The 20,469-nt window shown below is 57.1% G+C and carries 20 protein-coding genes and 2 pseudogenes; 6 read left to right on the forward strand and 16 right to left on the reverse strand.

Features of this window, described 5'->3' with window-relative positions; genetic code table 11:
- Positions 1-144 precede the first annotated feature (144 nt).
- Positions 145-660, reverse strand: a complete 516-nt coding sequence (locus RX972_RS17365) for a Bro-N domain-containing protein (RefSeq protein ID WP_316877401.1) — start codon at positions 658-660, stop codon at positions 145-147.
- Positions 661-1,154: 494 nt separating this feature from the next.
- Here RX972_RS17365 and RX972_RS17370 point away from each other — a divergent pair.
- Positions 1,155-1,568, forward strand: a pseudogene (locus RX972_RS17370) (type II toxin-antitoxin system HicB family antitoxin).
- Between the two features lie 233 nt (positions 1,569-1,801).
- Here RX972_RS17370 and RX972_RS17375 read toward each other — a convergent pair.
- The 3 genes from RX972_RS17375 to RX972_RS17385 all read right to left on the reverse strand — a co-directional run bounded on the left by RX972_RS17375 (position 1,802) and on the right by RX972_RS17385 (position 5,117).
- Positions 1,802-2,917 (reverse strand): D-alanyl-D-alanine carboxypeptidase family protein, encoded by a 1,116-nt coding sequence (locus RX972_RS17375; protein ID WP_231666362.1) that lies wholly within the window; start codon positions 2,915-2,917, stop codon positions 1,802-1,804.
- A 168-nt stretch (positions 2,918-3,085) separates the two neighbouring features.
- Complete coding sequence (locus RX972_RS17380; protein WP_316877402.1) at positions 3,086-4,456, reverse strand: HAMP domain-containing sensor histidine kinase; 1,371 nt, start codon at positions 4,454-4,456, stop codon at positions 3,086-3,088.
- The gene (locus RX972_RS17385; RefSeq protein ID WP_122396278.1) at positions 4,440-5,117 is read right to left on the reverse strand and encodes a response regulator transcription factor; all 678 of its coding nucleotides are present in this window, start codon (positions 5,115-5,117) and stop codon (positions 4,440-4,442) included. Before RX972_RS17385 ends, RX972_RS17380 begins: the two co-directional genes overlap by 17 nt.
- A 158-nt stretch (positions 5,118-5,275) precedes the next feature.
- Between RX972_RS17385 and RX972_RS17390 the strand changes: the two genes are divergently transcribed.
- The gene (locus RX972_RS17390) at positions 5,276-6,067 is read left to right on the forward strand and encodes a substrate-binding domain-containing protein (protein WP_027902427.1); all 792 of its coding nucleotides are present in this window, start codon (positions 5,276-5,278) and stop codon (positions 6,065-6,067) included.
- A gap of 296 nt (positions 6,068-6,363) precedes the next feature.
- Here RX972_RS17390 and RX972_RS17395 read toward each other — a convergent pair whose 3' ends face one another.
- The 4 genes from RX972_RS17395 to RX972_RS17410 all read right to left on the reverse strand — a co-directional run bounded on the left by RX972_RS17395 (position 6,364) and on the right by RX972_RS17410 (position 11,730).
- A complete protein-coding gene (locus RX972_RS17395; RefSeq protein WP_410478240.1) occupies positions 6,364-7,632 on the reverse strand; it encodes an OprD family porin in 1,269 nt (422 codons plus the stop codon).
- 195 nt (positions 7,633-7,827) lie between these two features.
- Complete coding sequence (locus tag RX972_RS17400) at positions 7,828-9,132, reverse strand: CitMHS family transporter (RefSeq protein ID WP_027901657.1); 1,305 nt, start codon at positions 9,130-9,132, stop codon at positions 7,828-7,830.
- Between the two features lie 113 nt (positions 9,133-9,245).
- Positions 9,246-10,556, reverse strand: coding sequence for a dicarboxylate/amino acid:cation symporter (locus tag RX972_RS17405; RefSeq protein WP_410478241.1), 1,311 nt, complete (start codon positions 10,554-10,556; stop codon positions 9,246-9,248).
- An 88-nt stretch (positions 10,557-10,644) separates the two neighbouring features.
- Entirely contained in the window at positions 10,645-11,730 is a 1,086-nt protein-coding gene (locus RX972_RS17410) for a 4-oxalomesaconate tautomerase (protein ID WP_027901659.1), read from the reverse strand.
- Between the two features lie 168 nt (positions 11,731-11,898).
- On the opposite strand from RX972_RS17410, the gene RX972_RS17415 reads away from it, so the two are divergent.
- Positions 11,899-12,789, forward strand: coding sequence for a LysR family transcriptional regulator (locus RX972_RS17415; protein WP_027901660.1), 891 nt, complete (start codon positions 11,899-11,901; stop codon positions 12,787-12,789).
- A gap of 151 nt (positions 12,790-12,940) precedes the next feature.
- On the opposite strand, the gene RX972_RS17420 is transcribed toward RX972_RS17415, so the two are convergent.
- Positions 12,941-13,795, reverse strand: a complete 855-nt coding sequence (locus RX972_RS17420) for a suppressor of fused domain protein (protein WP_316877406.1) — start codon at positions 13,793-13,795, stop codon at positions 12,941-12,943.
- Positions 13,796-14,440: 645 nt separating this feature from the next.
- Here RX972_RS17420 and RX972_RS17425 point away from each other — a divergent pair.
- The 3 genes from RX972_RS17425 (at position 14,441) to RX972_RS17435 (ending at position 16,437) form a co-directional block, all read left to right on the forward strand.
- Positions 14,441-15,262: an alpha/beta hydrolase gene (locus RX972_RS17425; protein ID WP_316877407.1), complete on the forward strand. Its 822-nt coding sequence runs from the start codon at positions 14,441-14,443 to the stop codon at positions 15,260-15,262.
- Between the two features lie 562 nt (positions 15,263-15,824).
- Entirely contained in the window at positions 15,825-16,007 is a 183-nt protein-coding gene (locus tag RX972_RS17430) for a type II toxin-antitoxin system HicA family toxin (protein WP_122396274.1), read from the forward strand.
- Positions 16,008-16,029: 22 nt separating this feature from the next.
- A complete protein-coding gene (locus RX972_RS17435; RefSeq protein ID WP_122708054.1) occupies positions 16,030-16,437 on the forward strand; it encodes a type II toxin-antitoxin system HicB family antitoxin in 408 nt (135 codons plus the stop codon).
- Between the two features lie 58 nt (positions 16,438-16,495).
- Here RX972_RS17435 and RX972_RS17440 read toward each other — a convergent pair whose 3' ends face one another.
- The 7 genes and pseudogenes from RX972_RS17440 to RX972_RS17470 form a co-directional block, all read right to left on the reverse strand.
- On the reverse strand, positions 16,496-16,990 hold the full coding sequence (locus RX972_RS17440; protein WP_316877411.1) for a lysis system i-spanin subunit Rz: 495 nt from the start codon (positions 16,988-16,990) through the stop codon (positions 16,496-16,498).
- Positions 16,987-17,424 (reverse strand): cell wall hydrolase, encoded by a 438-nt coding sequence (locus tag RX972_RS17445; RefSeq protein WP_316877413.1) that lies wholly within the window; start codon positions 17,422-17,424, stop codon positions 16,987-16,989. Before RX972_RS17445 ends, RX972_RS17440 begins: the two co-directional genes overlap by 4 nt.
- 64 nt (positions 17,425-17,488) lie before the next feature.
- A complete protein-coding gene (locus RX972_RS17450) occupies positions 17,489-17,911 on the reverse strand; it encodes a tail fiber assembly protein (protein ID WP_316877415.1) in 423 nt (140 codons plus the stop codon).
- A gap of 326 nt (positions 17,912-18,237) precedes the next feature.
- Positions 18,238-18,438: pseudogene (locus RX972_RS17455) on the reverse strand (phage tail protein); the annotation flags it as partial.
- The gene (locus RX972_RS17460; protein ID WP_316877417.1) at positions 18,438-19,043 is read right to left on the reverse strand and encodes a YmfQ family protein; all 606 of its coding nucleotides are present in this window, start codon (positions 19,041-19,043) and stop codon (positions 18,438-18,440) included. The pseudogene RX972_RS17455 and the gene RX972_RS17460, both read right to left, overlap by 1 nt.
- Positions 19,034-20,077: a baseplate J/gp47 family protein gene (locus RX972_RS17465; protein ID WP_316877419.1), complete on the reverse strand. Its 1,044-nt coding sequence runs from the start codon at positions 20,075-20,077 to the stop codon at positions 19,034-19,036. Before RX972_RS17465 ends, RX972_RS17460 begins: the two co-directional genes overlap by 10 nt.
- A complete protein-coding gene (locus tag RX972_RS17470) occupies positions 20,067-20,462 on the reverse strand; it encodes a phage GP46 family protein (RefSeq protein ID WP_373562210.1) in 396 nt (131 codons plus the stop codon). The genes RX972_RS17465 and RX972_RS17470 overlap by 11 nt, the downstream gene beginning before the upstream one ends.
- Between the last annotated feature and the right edge of the window lie 7 nt (positions 20,463-20,469).

Raw genomic sequence — 20,469 nt, forward strand, 5'->3', positions numbered from 1 at the left:
CACTCAGCATAAGTGCCTGAGCGCACCCTTTTCCGTGGGAGCGAATTTATTCGCGAAGGGGTCCGGTCTGCAAAATATTTGCGTCTGACACACCGCTTTCGCGAATGAATTCGCTCCCACTGGTTTGGTGTTTACAACCTCTGATTACATCGACAAAAACCGCGTCGCCCTTCTCCACCACGGGCGTTTCTCGCGGGTTTCGTGGAGCAGGATGTTGGGCATGTCTCGCAGGCGAATCCACGACTCGTCCTGCCAGTGCAGCAGGTTCATCGAGGCACCGTCCCAATCCAGCACGCCGAGGATCGGCCGTTCGGTGCGGCCGGGATTCTGCACGTCACGCAGCACAGGCACGACCTGCAGCGTCAGCCATTCGCGCAGTTCACGATTTTGTGCGGAGGGGTGATAAATCAGTAGTGCGTATGCGCCGGACTCGTTGACCATCAGGGTGTCCTGAGTCGAGCCGTAGCAGTGCAGCGGCAAGGTGCGACACTCGTCACGTCCGAGCTTGCGGGTTTTGCGTTCGTCGATGAACAGGCCCATCAAACGGCCCAGATCACGGGCACAGAACCAGGCCTGGTTTTCCAGCATGAGCGCGTGGAGCGTGAGGGTTTGGCGGGTGAATAGGGTTGGGATGAAAGGCGTCGTTTCAGTTGTCGGCATCAGTCTATTTCTCTTTGCTGGTTAGACTGCCAGCTACCGTCGCCAAACGGATAGGGTGGCAGTTGTACGCAGGTTGGCGAACCGGAGCAAAGAACCGGCAGACCCGAAAGTCTCCCACGTACAACCGCCATAGCGGATCGCGGGCAATAAATGCCCGCTTCCGAATGGTACACGCTATACATCATTGCTAGCCGGATCGCCAAATCCAGTGCTGAGTTATTCAGCAGCCGCGGAGGTTACGGCGCACGCCCCGTGCCCGGCAAGACAAGAAATGTAAAAACCGGGCGATCGAACCAGCAGTGTCCATTGGGGACAAGCAGCAGAACTCGATGCCAATGAGCAACGCGCATCCCTAAATTCGATTTAGTGGTTATAGTCACCACCATTTCAAGCATTCAACCAATGCCTGGATTGGCCAAGACAGCAAGCAGCATATTGAAGCAAGCCTCGCTTTGGTGAGCGGGGTCCCATCCAGTCCCAGGGAGGACTAAACAGTGCTTTATCCCATCGCAATTCTTCCCGGTGATGAGCAGCATGCGTGGGGTGTTGAGGTTCCAGATATACCCGGCTGCTTCTCTGCCGGTGACGACCTGGACGACGCCATGGCGATGGCTCGCGAAGCCATTGAGGGTCATCTGGAGATTCTGGCTGAGGATGGTTCGGCTATTCCGACCGCTCAGAAAGTAACCGTACACGCGCAAAATCCGGAATACAAAGGCTGCACATGGGCGTTGGTGGACATTGATATCACCAAATACATGGGCAAGTCCTAGAAGCTCAACATCACCCTTCCAGCACACTTGCTGACCCGGATTGATGAATACGTGAAACATCATCCGGAAGAGAAAAGCCGCTCGGGATTTTTGGCTTCGGCAGCGCTCAGGGTTTTGCATGAGGTGCGAGGTTAAGACGCTAAACGTTACACCAGCGAACCGTTAGGCGCATCGTAAATACCTGACTGCACCGTTTTCTGTAGGAGCTGCCGAAGGCTGCGATCGCGGTGTGTCAGGGATAAACGCTTCGCAGCCTTCGGCAGCTCCTACAGAAAATGCATTTCAACCCAGTAGTTTGCATGTTGCTAGCGAGGCGGATCGTCAGGTATGCCGCCTCGCCAACAAGTTGCCTTCTACAAAAATAGACTTCAATCCTCTGCGAACCCCGCAAACCACCCGTGAAACAGCAACCGCACCGCATCCGTCCAGCGGGTCCACCAGCTTCCTGCCTCAACACCTTCCAAAGCGATCAACGGCCGGGTTGCCAGTTTCTGCTCGCCATCAAACACGTCAATGCTGCCGACCACTGCGCCTTTATCCACAGGGGCAATCAGCGGGGCATCAATGTGGACGCGGGTTTCAGGTTTGTGCGACCCCTTGGGCGTTGTCAGCGTGATGTCGTCTAGAACGCCCACGGCAAGGGTATTTTCAGTGCCCTTCCAGACTCTCGGATGGCTCAACGGCTGAAGCGCTTTCTCGAAGGTCTGGTTCTCGTAAAACCGGAAACCATAGGTCAGGAGTTTCTCGGTATCCGTCGCACGGGCCAGCGTTGAACTTGAGCCGAACACCGCGGTGATCAGGCGCCGACCATCCCGCACGGCGGAGGTGACCATACAGTAACCCGCCGCCTCGGTGTGCCCGGTCTTGAGGCCGTCAACGGTTTTGTCACGCCAGAGCAGCAAGTTGCGATTGGGTTGTCGAATACCGTTCCAGGTGAAGTGCTTTTTCTTGTACAACGGATAGTACGCCGACTCGTCGTTGATGATGGACTGGGCCAGCATCGCCATGTCATGGGCAGACGAGTAATGGTCAGGCTCTGGCAAACCTGTCGGGTTATCGAAGTGCGTGTTGCTCAACCCGAGGCTTTGCGCCGTTTTGTTCATCAGGCTGGCGAAGCTGTCAGTACTGCCCGCAATGTGTTCGGCCAGCGCGACACTGGCGTCGTTGCCGGAATCGATGACGATGCCTTGCAGCAAGTCATGGACACTGACGGTGCTGCCCGGATCCAGGAACATTCTGGAGCCTTCGGTGCGCCAGGCGTTTTCGCTGACAGTGACCAGTTCGTCCGGTTTCAATTGCCCGGCCTGAATATCCCGGGTGGCCACGTACACCGTCATCAGCTTCGTCAGGCTGGCAGGAGGAAGACGCTCGTCCGCGTCGTGTTCAACAATGACATGGCCAGTACTGGCGTCCATCAACACCCATGCGCTCGCTGACAACTGGGGCGGGGAAGGAATCATGGCGCCCGGCGTGGGAGCGGCCATGCCGACGTTCGCCCACAGGGCACAAACAGAGATCAGGCTGATCCGCAATAACAGTGGTTTCACAGGAAGCGGGTCCAGATTGGCAGAAGGTCCGCCAAAGTAGGTGATGACCTGCCCTGTCTCAAATTAAGCAAAGTTAAGAAAAGTTTAAGCGCACCAATACGTTAGTCAGATTCGCGGACAGTCGATCACGACCCGTGTACCGCCTGAGTCAGAGGCTTGAATCTGCAGGGTAAACGCGTGCAGGCGCACGACCGCAGCCACTAGCGAAAGACCGAGCCCGTAACCCGGTTGCTGACGGCTGGCATCGCCGCGATACAACCGGCGCAACACACTTTCCCGTTCGGCTTCGGGGATCCCCGGACCGTCGTCAATGACTTCGATGCGCAGAATGTCGCCCACCACATTGGCCCGCAGACAAAGACGCCCGCCCGGCGCGGTGAACTTGATCGCGTTATCCAGCAGATTCGTCAGCGCCTCAAACAGCAGCGCCTGATCACCTTTCATGAGGGGTAAATCAGCGCCTAGTTCAAGCGCAAGCACCTGACCTTTTTCCTGCGCCATGGGTTCGTAAAACTCGTGGGCCTGGCGCAACAATGCGTCGGGCTGGAATGACGCAAAGGCCAATCGCCGGCGGGTGTCTTCCAGCTCGGAAATCCTCAGCAACCCCTGAAAACGGAACATGATCGCTTCGCTCTCTTCCAGGGCCAGGCTGAGGCTTGATGCATGAGCATCCGTCATGGGCAATTGCTGCAATTGATAAAGCCGCGCACGCAGACGCGTCAACGGTGTGCGCAGGTCATGGGCGATGCCATCGCAGACGCTTTTGACCTCGTGCAGCAACCGCTCGATATGTTCGAGCATGGTGTTGACGGCGCTGGCCAGCATATCCAGTTCATCCCGTGCGGGCGACAGAGGCAGCCGCTCTGACAGGTTGCCGGAGACAATCCGCTCGGTACTGCGCTGCAGCCTTTCGACCCGGCGCAATGGCCTGCGTCTGAGTAATTGCCAACCGATCAAACCGGGTATCAACGTCAGAGACAGTCCCCAAAAAAGTGCCTGACCAATGATCCCTGCGACCGCCGAGATGGAACCGCCGTCACGGGCCAGCACCAGTATCCGGCCGTCATTGCGACGCTGCAGAAAGGCGTGACTGCTGCGCGTTTCGCTCACCGTGTCCGCGATTCGCAAACCGCGTTTCAGGTAATGCACACGACCATCGTCCGGCAAGCTGGACCGCAGCTTCAACAGGTTGCCGGCGATGTACTGCCCGTTGCCTTCAAACAACCCATAGGCATCAATGCCGGGAATGGAATACGCCTCACTGCCCTGCAATTCATCAAGCAGGCTGGCGTCATCGATTTTCTGGTAATAGTGCGCACGCTGCATCAGCGTGCGCTCGGCCACGGTGCCGAGGTAATCGGAAATCTTCCAGTACAGAACGCCGGTGAACACCGCGCCCCACGCCACGAAGAACAACGCATAAAGGCCAATCAGCCGGCTGTTGCTGGAGCGCCAGCGCTCAGTCCTGGGTGCCAAGCACGTACCCCGATCCACGAATGGTATGAATCAACGGCGCACCGGGGCCTTCGATCTTTTTGCGCAAGCGGCCCATGTGGACATCAATAATGTTGGTGCCGGGATCGAAGTGATAACCCCAGACCTCTTCAAACAGCATAGTGCGCGTCACTTGCTGCCCGGCATGGCGCATCAGGTACGTCAGCAACTTGAACTCGGTTGGCAGCAACGTGATGCTCTCGCCGGAGCGCGACACGCTGTTCTCGATCAGGTCGAGGGTCAGGTTGCCGACGGTAAGCTGATGGATCTGCGAGTCGGCTGTCGGGCGTCGCAACAGCACTTCCAGGCGCGCAACCATTTCGACCATCGAGAACGGTTTGGTCAGGTAATCATCACCACCGCAGCGCAACCCTCTGACGCGCTCGTCAACGTCGGATAACGCGCTGATCATCAATACCGGCGTGCGGATGCCGAGGCTGCGCAACGTGGTGACAATCGTCAGGCCATCGAAGTCCGGCAGCATTCGGTCCAGGGTAATCGCGTCATAGCTGCCCGCGATTGCCATGGCCAGCCCGTCACGCCCGGTGCTGGCTCGTTGCACGTCAAAACCATGAGCCTGCAGCTCGGTGGCGATGGATTGTGCGGTCACCTCATCATCTTCGATGACCAGCGCCTGATTCATGATTTTCCCCGCTGACAGTCCGCGCATGCGGCGTTAAAGAACCGCGAGCCTAGGGAGTTGGTCACGGTGGGTAAACTAAATATTTATTAACGCAGGGTAACTTTTTCAGCGTGGGTGTGGGGTTTAGTGTCGCGTTTTTCTTCAACGAGTCCCCTGCCATGCCACGCTTGCTCACGCCCCTCGCCTTTTCATGTGCACTGCTTACAGCCTTCGCGGCCCATGCAGCGCCAGTGCCCACGCCGACCACTCTGACTGTTCTGAGCTCCGGCGGCATCATGGGTGCCGTTCAGGGGATCGCGCCGGACTACGAGAAAGCCACGGGCGTGAAGCTGAACATTGAAGCGTCGCCCTCCATGGGGAAAACACCTCAGGCCATTCCTAACCGGCTGGATCGAAAGGAACCGGCAGACGTTGTGCTGATGGTCGGTTCTGCTCTGGATAAACTTGTCGCGCAGGACCAGGTCGATAAAGCCAGCCGCGTCGATCTGGGCAAATCCTACATCGCCATGGCCGTGCGCAAGGGCGAGACCAAGCCTGATATTTCCACCATGGACGCGTTTCGCAAGGCGCTGCTCGACAGCAAGTCCATCGCTTACTCCGATAGCGCCAGCGGCGTTTACCTCTCGCGCATTCTGTTCCCGAAAATGACCCTTGGCGCTGACTTTACTGCCAAGGCGCGGATGATTCCTGCCGAACCGGTCGGTGCCGTTGTCGCCCGCAAGGAAGCGCAACTTGGCTTTCAGCAGCTCAGTGAACTCAAGCCTGTTGAAGGCATCGACATTGTTGGCCTGATCCCGGATCAAGCGCAGCAGATGACGCTTTATTCGGGTGCTGTTACCCGCTCAACCGAGCATGCAAAAGAGGCTCAGGCGCTGCTGAAATACATGGCCTCCAAGGAAGGCGCAAAAGCTATTGAAGACAGCGGTTTGAAGCCGGTGACAACCCGGTAAACCGGAAACCTGTAGGAGCGCCACCCCGGTTGCTCCTACGGGGATTGCATTGTGCTCGATTGAAGATCGCCCCGTGCCCCTGACACGGCGCTGTCTCGCGGCAAATACGATTCCAGGTGGGACCGAATTCATTCGGGAAGGCGGTGTTAAAGCGATACATAAGCTGCGAATGTACCGGCCCCTTCGCGAATGAATTCGCTCCCACAGGGATTAGCGCTTGCAGACCAACATAGAATCCCCCACCTAAAACCGTCTCCATACCATGAGTCGAATTTTGTTTCGATAAATGGGGCCGTTCACCAAAGCGCTATGTCATAGGTGATGTAGATCCGGTTGCTATCACGGCCTCGGGCAAAGTCCGAGCGGTACACGTAGTTACGCAGTTTCACACCAAGTCCTTTCAACGTCCCACCTTGCAGCACGTAAGCCAGCTCTGCATCGCGTTCCCACTCTTTCAATTGCTCAGCGCCCGACTTGCCGTTGTCGCCACTCAGGTAGCGCGTCGAGAATGTCAGACCCGGCACACCGACTCGTGCGAAGTCATAGCCATAGCTGAGCATCCAGGTCTTTTCATCTTCCTCGATGAACTTGCCGATCCCGACGTTACTGAACGAATACACGGTCGCGCCACTGATATAGGGCAGGCCCGCATCGCCGCTCAAGGTCTGATAACCGCCGCCAAAACTGTGCCCGGCCAATGCATAGGTCAGTTGCCCGCTGAGCATGTCGTTATCGATTTTGCCGCCACGTCCCGTTCCGGCATCGACGCTGTTAAAGTAACGCAGGTCGCTGGTCAGCACGCCGGATCCCAACGGCAAATCATGCTGGATCGATGCAAATTGCTGGCGGTAAAAATTTTCCAGTTCACCGTAGAAGTAACTGAGCTTGATGCTTTTACCGAGTTTGTAATCGCCACCCACGTACGAGAAGTCCGAACCTCGGCCGGTGAATCCGTCGGGAATGATGGAGCGGCTGTCCGACGAATCGCGAAGTTTGAATTGATCCAGGTGACCGCCCGTCAGGGTCAGGTTGTCGATGTCGGTGCTGGTGAATTGAGTGCCCTGGTAGGTCTGAGGCAACAGGCGCGCATCGTTATAAATAAGCACCGGCGTTTTGGGCAACAGCGTGCCGTACTTCAGCGTGGTCTTGGCCAGACGCACTTTCGCCGCCGCGCCGAGACTCGCGAACTCATCGGCCGCACGGCCATCGTCATGCACGGGCAGCAAGCCAGTGCCGCTGCGGCCCTTGCCTGAATCGAGCTTGACGCCCCACAGGCCCAGCGCGTCGATGCCAAAGCCCAATGTGCCTTGAGTAAAACCGGACTGGTAGTCGAGCAGAAAACCCTGCGCCCATTCGGTGCGTTCACTTTTGGCAGTTCTGGCAGCACGAGCGCTCAGGCCGTTTTCGTCACGGAAGTTCTCGTTGAAATAAACGTTGCGCAGTTGCAGCTTCAGCTTGCTGTCTTCGATAAACCCTGCGGCTTCCACACCCGCCCACGGCAACAGGGTCAACAGCGGCGCGCTCTTTATAAAAGTTGTAGTTCCACGCTTGGAAAACATACTCATGCTTAATACTCATTGTTGTTATTGGAGATGCAGTGATCCGCACGCCCTGTTCGGGGCGTGTGGTTGGTTCAGTCATAAGTGGCTGCAAACAGAGTTGTTGTAGGAGCTGCCGAAGGCTGCGAAAGCGGTGTGTCAGGATGATCGCTTTCGCAGCCTTCGGCAGCTCCTACAGAAAATGCATTTCAGTTGTTTAAATCAAACAAACAACGTCAGCGCACCGGTCAGCAGCGCCAGGGCCGTGACCACCAACGACGTCAGCACCGCCCACTTCACCGTGGCTTTCTGAAAGTCGCCGATATCGCGGTCGATCATGCCCATCAGCAGCAGCGTCGAAGCCACCAGCGGACTCATCAGATGCACCGGCTGCCCCAGAATCGACGCCCTGGCGATCTCCAGCGGGCTGATGCCATACGCCGCTGCAGCATTGGCGAGGATCGGCACCACGCCGAAGTAGTAAGCATCGTTGGACAATACAAAGGTCAGCGGCATGCTGGTCAGTGCGACCACCAGCGGGAACAGGTGGCCCCACTCCGGCGGAATCCAGGCCACCAGTGTTTGCGCCAGCGCGTCGACCATTTTGGTGCCCGAGAAAATCCCGGCGAAAATACCGGCTGCGAAAACCAGCAGCACCACGGTCATGGCGTTGCCGGAGTGGGCCAGGATGCGTTCTTTCTGAATATCCAGTTGCGGATAATTGATCATCAGCGCCAGCACGAAGCCGATCAGGAACAGAACGGCCGAGTGCATCAGGCCCATGACCAAGGCGATCATCACGGCAACAACCAGCGCCAGATTGACGTAGGCCAGCTTGGGACGCTTGTGCGGGGTATCACCGAGAATCGCCTCGATGTAGCAGTTACCGCCGCCACTTTGCAGGTCGACGTTGCCGATACGTTTACGCTCGGCGCGCCCCAGCCAAAAGGCAGTAAAAACTACCCATGCTGCGCCGCCGATCATGGTCGGCAGCAACGGGATGAAGTACTCACCGGCGTCCAGCCCCAGCGCAGCAATGGCTCGTGTTGCCGGGCCGCCCCAGGGAGTCATACCGCTCATGATGCTCAACGAAAGCATCGCAACGATGCCCAGGATCATAGGGTTCATGCCGATGCGTTTGTACAGCGGCAGCATCGCCGCGCAGGTGATCATGTAAGTGGTGGTGCCGTCGCCATCAAGGGCCACGGTCAGCGACAACAAAGCGGTGCCCACCGCGATTTTCATCGGGTCGCCGTTCACGCGTTTGAGGATCTTGCGAATCAGTGGATCGAACAGTCCGGAATCGATCATCAAGCCAAAAAACAGGATCGCAAACAGCAGCAATGCTGCGGACGGCGCGACCATTTTCAGGCCATCGAGCATCATCTTGCCGGTGGTGCCGCCAAAGCCGCCAATGACTGCAAACACGATCGGAACGATCGTCAACGCCACGATGGGCGACAAACGTTTGGACATGATCAGGTAGGTGAACACCACGACCATGGCGAGGCCAAGGAAGGCAAGCATAGGGTTATTCTCTTGTTGTTATTTATGGACAAACGAACGCCGCCGGGCTGGTCGGGCACCGTGTAAACGGTGCTCGACCCGCTCGTACAACTATCGATTGAATTAAGGGGTGATCAGGTGCGTTCAGCCACCGGCGCAGCGCTCTCCCATGGAGCAACATCGGGGCTAGGCATCGCGGCTTTGCCATCGAGCCTTTGCATCAGGACCTGACGGTCACAGGCGTTCTCCGAGAGGGAAATCACCACGGTGGCGACCGCGTTGCTGGCCAGGCTGGTCAGTGCACGCGCTTCGGACATGAAGCGGTCGATGCCAATCAGCAGCGCCAGGCCCGCCAGGGGAATGTCGTGAATAACGGTCAGGGTCGAGGCCAGTGCGACAAAACCACTGCCGGTCACGCCCGCCGCACCTTTGGATGACAGCAACATGATCGCCAGCATGGTCAGGGTCTGGGTCATGCTCAGCTCGATGTTGCAGGCCTGAGCGATGAAAACGGCAGCCAGTGACAGGTAAATCGCCGTGCCGTCCAGGTTGAACGAGTACCCGGTTGGAAGTACCAGGCCCACCACGCCTTTCTTGCAGCCCAGTGCCTGAAGTTTTTCGAGCATGCGCGGCATGACCGGCTCAGTGGACGAGGTGCCCAGTACCACCAGAAACTCTTCGCGGAAATAACGCAGCAGCTTCCACAGGCTGAAGCCGTTGGCGCGGCAGATACCGCCTAGCACGATAAAGACAAAGAACCCGCAGGCGATGTACAGCGTCATGATCAGCTTGGCCAGCGAGCCCAGCGACGTAATGCCGTACTGGCCAACGGTGAAGGCCAGTGCACCAAAAGCACCGATCGGGGCAAAGCGCATCAGGTACGAGAAAATCTTGAACACCATGTGCGAAGCCGACTCAAGCACATTGAGTACCGGCTTGCCGCGCTCGCCCAGTGACGACAAGGCGAATCCGGACAGCACCGCGATGAACAACACCGGCAACACTTCACCCTTGTTGAACGCACCGATGAAAGTGTCCGGAATGATGTGCATGAAAAAATCGACGACGCCCAGTTTCGCGGCGGACTCGGTGTACTGGCTCAATCCTGCCGTGCTCAACTTGCTCGGGTCGATGTTCATGCCTACGCCCGGCTTGAGCACGTAGACCGCTACCAGGCCGATGAACAGGCTGATCACGGTAAGGACCAGAAACAACAGCATGGTCTTGCTCATCAATCGCCCGAGCGACCGCTTGTCACTCATCCCGGCAATACCGGTGACGATGGTGCAGAACACCACCGGCGCGATCATCATCTTGATCAGTTTGATGAACGCGTCACCCAGAGGCTTGAGCGCTACGGCTTGTTGACCCCAGAAATGTCCAACCAGGACACCGAGAACCACGGCGCAGATAATCTGAAAGTAGAGCGATTTTGCGATTTTCATGATGCATCACCCATTATTGGTGTTGTTCTGATGCGGTACTGAATTTCATGTCATATCAGGCAGAGCACGGTGTTACTGAAACTAAACTTCAACCCGCCAGGCGTTGCGCGGCAGGCGCATAAACCTCACCGGAAAACAGACGACGTGCGGTGCGCACAACCGAGGCACGAATCGTTTGCCCGTTTTCCCCCACGTAAGCCAGCGCGACCTGAATCGAGCCGCTCGGGTGTTCGATCCGGACCTGCTGCAAGCGCGGTGACTCGCTGCCAATTCCGAGCAACTTCGCGACCACGGTGCCGTCACTGACGCAAGCAGTGGCCAAGCCGATGGAACCGGTAATTGCCAACGCCTTGTGGCAGTTATGCGGCATGAAGTAACGAACCTTGAGGGTCCCGCCCGCATCGGGCTTCGAAACCAGTACTGGCTTGGGAATCACTTTATCGCTGACATCGCCCAACCCCATCGCCATACCTGCGCGCAGACGCAGGGCTTCGAGTTTGCGCAGGAATTCCTTGTCAGCGTCCAGCTCCGCAGGCGTTTCGTCACCACGTTTACCCAGCAGCGAGGCTTCGATGATGACCATCGGCATTGCCATGTCGATGCAGGTCACCGGCACGCCATCAAGGATGTCAGTCTGTTGACCCGTTGGGAACAGTTTGCCGGTCTTGCTACCCGCTGCATCAAGGAACGTCAGTTGTACGGGGGCTGCCGAACCTGGCACGCCATCGATACTGGTCTGGCCTTCGTAGCTGACCTGACCGCCAGGCGTGTTGACATCAGCGCAGACGAACGTGCCGGTATTGAGGTTACGAATCCGCACCTGTGTAACATCGCCACTCGCCTTGACCAACCCCTGTTCCACCGCAAACGGGCCGACAGCACAGAGCATGTTGCCGCAGTTGGGCGCGGTATCAACGCGACGCTGCGAAACCATGACTTGCACGAACAGGTAATCGACATCCGCGTCTTCGTGGGGCGAAGGGCTGACAATCGCCACCTTGCTGGTTTGTGGGCTACCGCCGCCAATACCGTCGATCTCCAGCTCATGGCCGGAGCCCATCAGTGCCAACAGAAGCTCATCACGCTCAGCAGTCGAAACAGGCAAATCACTGGCAAGAAAAACCGGCCCCTTGGAGGTGCCGCCGCGCATCAGGACGCAGGGAATCGGTTGCATATTTGCAGACTCTTGTTGATCAATTGGGGTAATTGATGTGTTGAAAGCAAGAGTCCCACGGATGTTTTGCCTTATCCAATGCAAAGATCGTAGCGATTATTCCACTTTGGTAAATAATAACCTAACCTATCAAACTGCCCATCGCTAACCACTGACAGGAGAATAAAAGTGGAATATGAGCTGCAAGATATCCGATCATTCGTGAAAATCGCCGAACTGGGTAGTTTTCATGAAGCTGCCGAAGTGCTGCACATTTCTCAACCGGCGTTGACCAGGCGCATCAAGAAGCTCGAACAGGGATTGGGGACGTCGTTGCTGGATCGCACTACGCGCCGGGTCAGCCTGACTAGTGTAGGTCGCGATTTTTTCCCCAAGGCGCGACGTCTACTGGACGATTTTGAAGACTCGATTCTGAACATCCGCGAGCTGGCAGAACGGCAAATCGGCCAGGTAACCCTCGCCTGCATTCCTACTGCAGCGTTCTACTTTTTGCCTTCAGTGATTCGCCTGTACAACGAACGCTATCCAAAAATCCGCATCCGCTTACTGGACCTCAGTGCCAACGAAGGCCTGGAAGCAGTGCTGCGTGGGGAAGCAGATTTCGGCATCAACATGATGAGCGGACAGCATCCGGATATCGAGTTCGTGCCACTGGTCAAAGAGCCCTTCGTTCTCGCCTGCCGACGCGACCACGAACTGGCAAAACGCGAGTCTGTGTCCTGGATCGAGCTCAGCGAATACCGCCTTATTGGTGTGGGAAGATTGAGCGGCAACCGGATGATTCTTGACCATGCGTTGGCGGGTTTGAGCTGGCGGCCCAAATGGTTTTATGAGGTGCAGCATTTGTCGACCTCACTGGGGATGGTCGAAGCTGGTTTGGGCATTTCAGCCATGCCAAGTCTGGCGATGCCGGCCGAAGGTCACCCGACGTTGGTCAGCGTACCGCTGGTTGATCCAGTGGTCGACAGAACACTGGGCCTGGTATCGCGGCGCGGTGCCTCGCTGTCTCCAGCAGCAGAAAAATTCGTCGCCATGCTGCTGGAGCAGTGGCCGCAGTGATGCGGCAAAAACTGGACCTGTAGGAGCTGCCGAAGGCTGCGATGGCGGTGTATCAGACAGGCCGCCATCGCTGCCTCGCGGTGCTCGTGAGCTCCTACGGAAAATTATTCCAAATCAGCCTTATTAAGAAGCCCAGCATCGTCACGCAGCTTCACACCACGCTTTCACGATTAAGACTGCTCTTATGTCCGATACCTGCCGCATTCAACCGGCCGACAAGATCCAGACGTGCACCGCCGCCGCCTGAACGCACGTATTCAAGCTCCGAAGCCGTGATTAAAACCACCGGCACCAAACGCACCGGGGAAAGTGGCATGTCTTCAAGGCGGGTATTGAAATCCGGTTCAGGGGCGCCTAGCAGAACACCGACCGCATCGTCTTCGGTCACAAAATGCCTGGGCACCTGATCACCGATGTGATGCGAGAGGCTGACCCCGGGCAACTCCAGCGAGAGCACGCCGTACTGGTCCAACTGATGAGTAACGCCGCCAGCATTGGCGACTGTTGCCGCAACAGTCTGGATCACTTCAAAGACCCAACTGCGTGTGAAAGGGTCAACGTCTCCCGGCGCGCCACATGCATGTTCGGGAATATCAGATGTCTCCAGAAATAGCTCCATCTCAAACCCATTGCCCATTCCTTCAGGGTCATCAAACGGATCTGACAGACCTTCCGTGGCAAGAATGATGGAGTCGTCGCGTCGGACTATTCGATAAGCCTGACGGGTTGAAGGCCAATACGGTCCGCCTGTGAAGCTGGGGCTGATGATGTGGGTAATGACATCTTTTTCGGTGATGCCGACCGATGCCCAGTGACGATCAAGGCACTCTTCGCTCGCTGAACGAGCCGCCATATTCGCAGCGTCGGCTTCAGTCTGGTCGGCCTCGGTTTGAATGGGCTCGTCGAAAGTCGACGGTTCAGTTGGCTGTGCGGGCTGTTTGGCAGACTGAGTGATCTCTGGCTCTGGCTTTTTCATTGAACCGAACAGTTTCTTGAAGAAATTCATGTGCACTCCTTTGGATGGGGATCGCTATTTGGTCCGGGACCAGTGAGGCGAAGCACAAAATCCACTCAGTGCCCCTGAAACGCTTGGAACGTGCAAACAAAGGAAGGTTGCGGGGTCAACTGCGGAGGAAACCTAGGCGGTAAAGCTTTACTCCCGTTCCGCACGGTAACGCTACGTTGCAGGCGTACCGCTGCAGTAGACAACAGCACATACGTTACATCGGTATTTCGCAATACGCGCTCAACTCCACTACTACCCGATCATGGCGACGGAATGAGCCCAGCCTCCATAAAGAGGCTTCATATGGAGGGCATGGGCCCCATCCGAAACCAGCGGTACACATCAATGAGGCAACTGCGAATGCCATGTGAGCCATGGGTTCTTTCAGGCATTCGTAACTGACTCTATTAACGCTCATAAGTTGAGCTAACGTCTTTAGCTGACTCTCGTGCAATGCCGAGAGCTGGAGGTTATGTGTCTGATACTCACAACACCCAAACCGATATAACAACGAGTTCACGCAGGCAAGTGCTCAAAGTTAGCGCCACAGCGCTGGCCGTAGGCTCACTCTCGGCAATGGCGCTGGGCAGCAACAGCGCCGCTCAAGCGGCCACCTCAGCCCCCACTGGAAAAGGACATAACGACATGACAAGTTTCACCACCAGCGACGGCACTGAAATTTTCTACAAGGACTGGGGCACCGGTCAGCCCATCGTTTTCCATCATGGCTGGCCGCTCAGTTCCGATGACTGGGACGCGCAGATGCTGTTCTTCCTGTCCAAGGGCTATCGTGTAATCGCTCACGATCGTCGTGGCCATGGTCGCTCAACCCAGACAGCTAACGGCAACGAAATGGACACCTACGCTGCCGACGTATCAGCGCTGGTGACTCACCTGAAACTCAAAGATGCCGTGCATATCGGCCACTCCACAGGCGGCGGTGAAGTCGCTCGCTATGTTGCGCAACACGGCGCTGGTCGCGTGGCCAAAGCGGTATTGATCGGCGCAGTGCCACCGATCATGGTCAAGTCCGAAAAGAATCCGGGCGGTCTGCCGATTGACGTATTCGACGGCTTCCGCGCAGCGCTGGCAGCCAACCGAGCCCAGTTCTACAAGGAAGTGCCGATCCCGTTCTACGGCTATAACCGCGACGGCGCCAAGGTATCCGAAGGCGCCAAAGACAACTGGTGGCGCCAGGGCATGATGGGCGGCGCCAAAGCCCATTACGACTGCATCAAGGCCTTCTCGGAAACCGACTTCACCGAAGACCTGAAAAAAATCACCGTACCGGTGCTGATCATGCACGGCGATGATGACCAGATCGTGCCGATTGCTGATTCAGCCGAGCTTGCTATCAAGCTAGTCAAAAACGGCACGCTGAAAGTCTACAAAGGCTACCCGCACGGTATGTGCACGACCCACCCGGAAGTCATCAACGAAGATCTGTTGGCGTTTATCAAGGGCTGATGGTTCTTGAGTTAAACCCAATGCTGTAGGTGCTCATCGAGGTGACGAGGTGAGCACCTACAGGGTGAAATGCCTGGCTGTATTTCAGGCTATACACAGGGTGCGGATGTATGCCCTTCGCGAACAAGTTCGCTCCTACCCCTATCCAGCGTCATGCGCTCTTTATGGCCAGCCTCGGTAGGACCGAATTCATTCGGGAGGGCTGTATGTCAGGTGATACTCAGCTTGCGGATGTACCGCCCCCTCGCCAACAAGTTCGCTCCTACCCCATCCAGCGTCATGCGCTCTTTCTGGCTCCCTTGCCTCCCGAATTCAAGCCTGCTTTTTCAGCGCAGCAAGCTCACTCATCGTCCAGATCCTGCTGCCATGTGAGGCGGAACGCGCTCATATTCAGACGCACAAAAACAGCGAAATTCCTCAGCCATAAACGAAAGATGAGCATCTTTTCCGGTAGGTTCTTTGCCCATCATTTAATTGGATAAACCGCGCTATCAGCATGCTTCACGGACTCAAAAAAATAGTGTGTACAATACACACCGCGACTAAGCTAAGGGATGAGCCGATGCGCAGCAGAGAGATGATCAAAGCAATCGAGGATGACGGGTGGTATCTGGTCGCTACGAAGGGAAGCCATAGGCAGTACAAACATGCAACCAAACCCGGCAGGGTCACCGTTAAGCATCCCGATTCAGATATCCCGATCAAAACGATCAATAGCATCCTGAAACAGTCGGGCCTGAAATGATTCGCGAGATAGGTATGAACATATGAAATTCACAGTCGTCCTGCATAAAGATGCCGATTCTGACTACGGAGTGATAGTCCCGGATGTGCCTGGTTGCTTCTCAGCCGGAAGCTCCGTGATCGAGGCACTGGATAACGTCCAGGAGGCGCTTTCACTTCACTTCGAAGGTCTCGTCGAAGATGGCCATCCATTGCCGTCGCCTAAGGCCATCGATGTTCATATCGCAAATCCGGATTACGCAGGCGGGATCTGGGCAGTGGTTGAGTTTGACGTGACGCCCTATTTCGGCAAAGCCGTGCGATTCAACGCAACACTCCCAGAGAACTTGTTGATGCGCATTGATGATCGCGTGAAAAACGATCACCGCTATGCATCACGCTCTGGGTTTCTGGCGGCTGCGGCACTTAAAGAATTGCGTTGCGAACACTGAGCCGGCGTTAAGCGCGAATCGGGCTCTGTGAAGCACGCACAAAAAACACAAGGATCAATTAACCGGCACGCCCCAGACACACCGTCTCTACATACTCCTGCAACGCACTCAATTGGCGGATGGCGTCATCCCCGTCGACGCCGGTATGGAGAATTCTTTCTGCAACCGCCGGGTCAAGTTGGGCTCGACTTTCTTCATCAGGCTGGCTGGTGGCGCGGGTGGCGGTTCGCACTGCGGGGCAGCGGGCGTTGACGTACACCCGCCGAGCACCAGTAGCGACAGCAGCAAGCATGGCATCATTTTTTTCATCGGCGAGGACCTGCTCCTGAGTATGTCGGGTATCCAGATCAAGCAGCAGCTTCTGGGTTTTCTTGCGTGATTCATTGGCGGCGGTGAGCTGGCGAACCTTCTCTCGTTCGGCATCACGTTCCAGTGAAACGACGTCGCGGTCGGCCGTTACAGTGGCCAGTCTTAAAGCCAGGTAAGTACTGGATATCAGCAGCGCGAGGACTATCCAGCCCCATAGGGGGATCCATTTGAAGAGCGCGCTCATGGCACATCCCTGAAGAAAATGTGACGGCCAAGCTTGAGTGTCCGCTTGGCCATCGACGCCCATGCTGGAGCCTTGAGCAGGGTGGTGGCGTAGTAATGAGTCGCGCCGCCAGTGGGATCAGAGTGCTCGCCTGCGATGACCGCCGAAGCAGCCTGCGAAGCCAGCGCGAACTGCGCGCCAGGAATAGGTTTCCTGCCGCTCAAAAAGGGATAGTTCGGATCATTACGGTTCCAGCAACTGAACTGATAAGGCGCCCGGCATACCCCCTCATAGCCCTCCCCCCACCAGTCCGGTTTACCGTCATTGTGCAAATCCATTTCCACCCGGTTACGGATGGCCCAGCCGACGGCAATCATCCCCGCCAGGCCTTCACCGCGAGCCTCGCCCCAGAGTGTGCGGGCGAGGGTGTCGCGGTCATTTTCAGAGACCGCCATAGTGTTTTCTCCAGACAAAAAAATACCTGCTCAAGGCAGGTCAGCGTTACTAAATGGGCAAGACTCAGGGTTGTTCCGGCCAGGCAGGTGAAGGATTGTTGAGCAATACACGGTTTACTGCGACTCGATACTGTTTCCAGCTCTTCAGCAAGGCAATATCCTCATCCTTTGCATCCTCGAGATCCAAAGCATCCTGTAAAGGAGCAATGGCCAAGGTAGCGATCCCAAGTAAGCGGTCGCGTTCCAAGGAATTGGTGATCAGCACCTCTTCAGGTGATGGAGCGGGCGGCTCGACCCAGATAGGCTCGCAAGCGCTATTTGCACCTAGCTGTTTGCCCGGCGGCGCGCTGACTTTCCAATACAGCACTGCCAAAGGGTCAGTCAGCAGCTTGGCATCGTTCGGCCAAGAGCCAGCCTCTTCATATGAGGCCTGATCTTCGGCCGGGTAAAATCCAAGAGTACCAGCACTAAAAAATACGTTAGTCATACCTAAACCCCTACGGCCATCCAGAAAATAGTATTAACAGAAGAAGAGAACGCGAACGTCGCGCCGGTGTTCGTCCTGCCGCCCACTGCTACGGTGCGCCCTGCGCTACCGCCATCCACGGGAAAGGCAATTCGGCAACCGATGGTGTAAGCGGCAGCAAACGTAACGGCAACGGAGGTACCGCCACCGAGATTTACAGAGCCCCAATTGATGATGAGGAACCTCATGCCCCCACCGGACTTGTCCCGGAATGGAACTTTGACGTAGTCATTTTCTCCCGTACCGCCAGTACCAAGGCTCGCCAGGAAAGCACCTGTTTGCAGATATCTGATAGCAGCCAGAAGCTGGTTGTTGGTTGCCTCATTGGGCACCAGCCCAGCCGCAGTGATCGTGTTCAAAATTTCATCGGTAAGGGCATTCCCCCACGTCGCCGGAATCAATGAACCTATCTGCCCAGTGGTCGGGTTCTCATCTACAAACTTGCCGTTTACCAAGCCGGCATTCGGCACACTTTTTGGAAAATCCATTATTCACCTACCCCATAATTTATAAATTCAAGCGCATGCGCTGGCGCTGCGCGGCGGATGACGCACTCAAGTGCACCACTGGGATTAACTCCAAATCGCTCCCCCCAGTAACTTGCTGCAAAACGACGCCCCAGACGTCGTCGCGGGCCCGTATTAAGCGTCCACATGAACTGCGCTGACCAAGTGCCAAAATGACTCTGGTCAAAGCGGGCAGCACCGAAACGTGGAGCGCGATGTTCAGTTACCGAGGCTTGCAGATACCCCACCGAAATCGCCAGTTGCACGAAGAACGCGGGTGACTGCCCGCCCACTTCTGTCAGGCGACGGCGGACGGCCAGTTGTCGGTCTTCGAAGGTGGGGTTCACGCCCAGGCATGGATCGGGCAGACCCATGACGTGCTCCCAGTCCGGGACCAGCTCCCGCACCCGGTTTGGATCGCTTTCACCCAGCAGGTCGGAAAGACGCAAGTCTTCGCGGGCCAGTTCGAGTGATCCGGCTTCCAGCAGTTGATGAATTTCCGGCACCCGCTCTGCATCCCATGCAGGCCCCGGCGGCAGCAGTGCCTTGAGCTGCGCGTAGTACGCAGCGGCAGTTCTTATCGCCATAAGATGCCTCCAAAGGTGGGCAGCTCATTGGCACCTGGCTGTACGTTGCCGAGTGGCGTGAACAAGGTGTGATCCTTTTCGCCTGCCGCGCCGCTGATAGCTTCGGCGATGTGGCTGCCGAGCAGGACAACGCCGAGGTCGGCTTCGCGGCTGTGCAGGTCAATCAGTGCGTCTTCCACAGCGGCACGAATGGCGCCGCTGTCCGGAGTCAGTTTGATTTCGTACTGGATCGGCAGCTCGACCGGCGCGAACACTCGTACTTCCGCAGTCACCGGGCGCATCGATTCGATGTAGTCGTAAACCCGTTGCAGTTGCTCGGCGTTGGGAATCGGATCGATATCGCCGTCGCGCACCACGAACACACCAACCGTGCCCGGCCCCATCCAGTGCCTGCGTACCCAGGCCCGCGTCACGCCGGGCACTTCCAGCGCCCAGGTGACGTAGTCACTTTGATTGCCGCCATGAGGCACCACCGCGTAGGAACGCATGACCTTGGCCCGCAGTGCCTCGAGGCTTTCCTGCTCGGTGCCTCCGGTCAGACCCGGCTCAAGTACCACGAAGGTATCGGCGACACCGGCCATCGGCGAAACGGTGGTCAAGCGAGTCGCCGCCGACGTATTGCCCAGAATGCCTGGCACCACGGCTTCCAGTTTTACCGAACCGCTCAACGCCGTGAGCGTGACCGACAGCGACACCTTGAACAGCGCACCATCGCCTTCACGTTGCAGCAATGTCCCGGCATCCAGCACCGCGCCCGCCACACCGGTGAAACTGGCAGTGCCCGCTGAACTCACTGCGGGCAGATAGCTGCGCCTGAGCCGCAGCCGGGCCATGCGCAGCAGGTTTTCTTCATCGGCGGTGTCCGGCAGGATTTGCGCGGCGATGTAGTGTTGATGCCCGTAGCGACCATAGGAAGCGGCACCATTGATGCGCGCCAGCACCTCGGCGTCAGAGCGCAGCAGCGCGCTGGAACCGGCCAGATCGCTGCGGGCGCGGCTGATCAGTTCGGGAAGAGAGGGAGTTTTAAACGGCATTGATCACCAGCCATAAATTATCGAGATAAATTTCCACTGTGGCGCCGCCCGTCAAGGCCAGCCTCACCCGCATGTCGAGCCGTTCGGCACCGCGTGTGATGTCAATCAGGACGGCAGAAACCCGGCCGTCATCGAGCATCCATTGCAGTGCTTCACGGGCGTAATCCTGGGCATCGCGTTCGGTCTGTGCCGTGAGCGTGCGGCGGCGCAGCAGGTACAGCCGCGAGCCGATCTGGTCATCGGTGACCGTGGGAAAACTGTCGCCCCACCAGCCGTAGCGCTCCGGGTCGTCCAGCTTGTCGTCCACCCCGGCCCGCCGCCATGTCAGCAGGCTGATGATTGCCGCACGACGCCAGGCCAACTCGGTAGTTGCTTCATTGATCACGCTCATG

The organism is Pseudomonas syringae group sp. J309-1 (assembly GCF_032582135.1).
Lineage (GTDB): Bacteria > Pseudomonadota > Gammaproteobacteria > Pseudomonadales > Pseudomonadaceae > Aquipseudomonas > Aquipseudomonas quasicaspiana.

Coding starts and splice junctions, on each gene's coding strand:
- RX972_RS17365 (WP_316877401.1), bottom strand. CDS start 660: ATGCCGACAACTGAAACGACGCCTTTCATCCCAACCCTATTCACCCGC.
- RX972_RS17375 (WP_231666362.1), bottom strand. CDS start 2,917: ATGGCCGCTCCCACGCCGGGCGCCATGATTCCTTCCCCGCCCCAGTTG.
- RX972_RS17385 (WP_122396278.1), bottom strand. CDS start 5,117: ATGAATCAGGCGCTGGTCATCGAAGATGATGAGGTGACCGCACAATCC.
- RX972_RS17390 (WP_027902427.1), top strand. CDS start 5,276: ATGCCACGCTTGCTCACGCCCCTCGCCTTTTCATGTGCACTGCTTACA.
- RX972_RS17395 (WP_410478240.1), bottom strand. CDS start 7,632: ATGAGTATGTTTTCCAAGCGTGGAACTACAACTTTTATAAAGAGCGCG.
- RX972_RS17400 (WP_027901657.1), bottom strand. CDS start 9,132: ATGCTTGCCTTCCTTGGCCTCGCCATGGTCGTGGTGTTCACCTACCTG.
- RX972_RS17405 (WP_410478241.1), bottom strand. CDS start 10,556: ATGAAAATCGCAAAATCGCTCTACTTTCAGATTATCTGCGCCGTGGTT.
- RX972_RS17410 (WP_027901659.1), bottom strand. CDS start 11,730: ATGCAACCGATTCCCTGCGTCCTGATGCGCGGCGGCACCTCCAAGGGG.
- RX972_RS17420 (WP_316877406.1), bottom strand. CDS start 13,795: ATGAATTTCTTCAAGAAACTGTTCGGTTCAATGAAAAAGCCAGAGCCA.
- RX972_RS17425 (WP_316877407.1), top strand. CDS start 14,441: ATGACAAGTTTCACCACCAGCGACGGCACTGAAATTTTCTACAAGGAC.
- RX972_RS17430 (WP_122396274.1), top strand. CDS start 15,825: ATGCGCAGCAGAGAGATGATCAAAGCAATCGAGGATGACGGGTGGTAT.
- RX972_RS17435 (WP_122708054.1), top strand. CDS start 16,030: ATGAAATTCACAGTCGTCCTGCATAAAGATGCCGATTCTGACTACGGA.
- RX972_RS17440 (WP_316877411.1), bottom strand. CDS start 16,990: ATGAGCGCGCTCTTCAAATGGATCCCCCTATGGGGCTGGATAGTCCTC.
- RX972_RS17445 (WP_316877413.1), bottom strand. CDS start 17,424: ATGGCGGTCTCTGAAAATGACCGCGACACCCTCGCCCGCACACTCTGG.
- RX972_RS17450 (WP_316877415.1), bottom strand. CDS start 17,911: ATGACTAACGTATTTTTTAGTGCTGGTACTCTTGGATTTTACCCGGCC.
- RX972_RS17460 (WP_316877417.1), bottom strand. CDS start 19,043: ATGGCGATAAGAACTGCCGCTGCGTACTACGCGCAGCTCAAGGCACTG.
- RX972_RS17465 (WP_316877419.1), bottom strand. CDS start 20,077: ATGCCGTTTAAAACTCCCTCTCTTCCCGAACTGATCAGCCGCGCCCGC.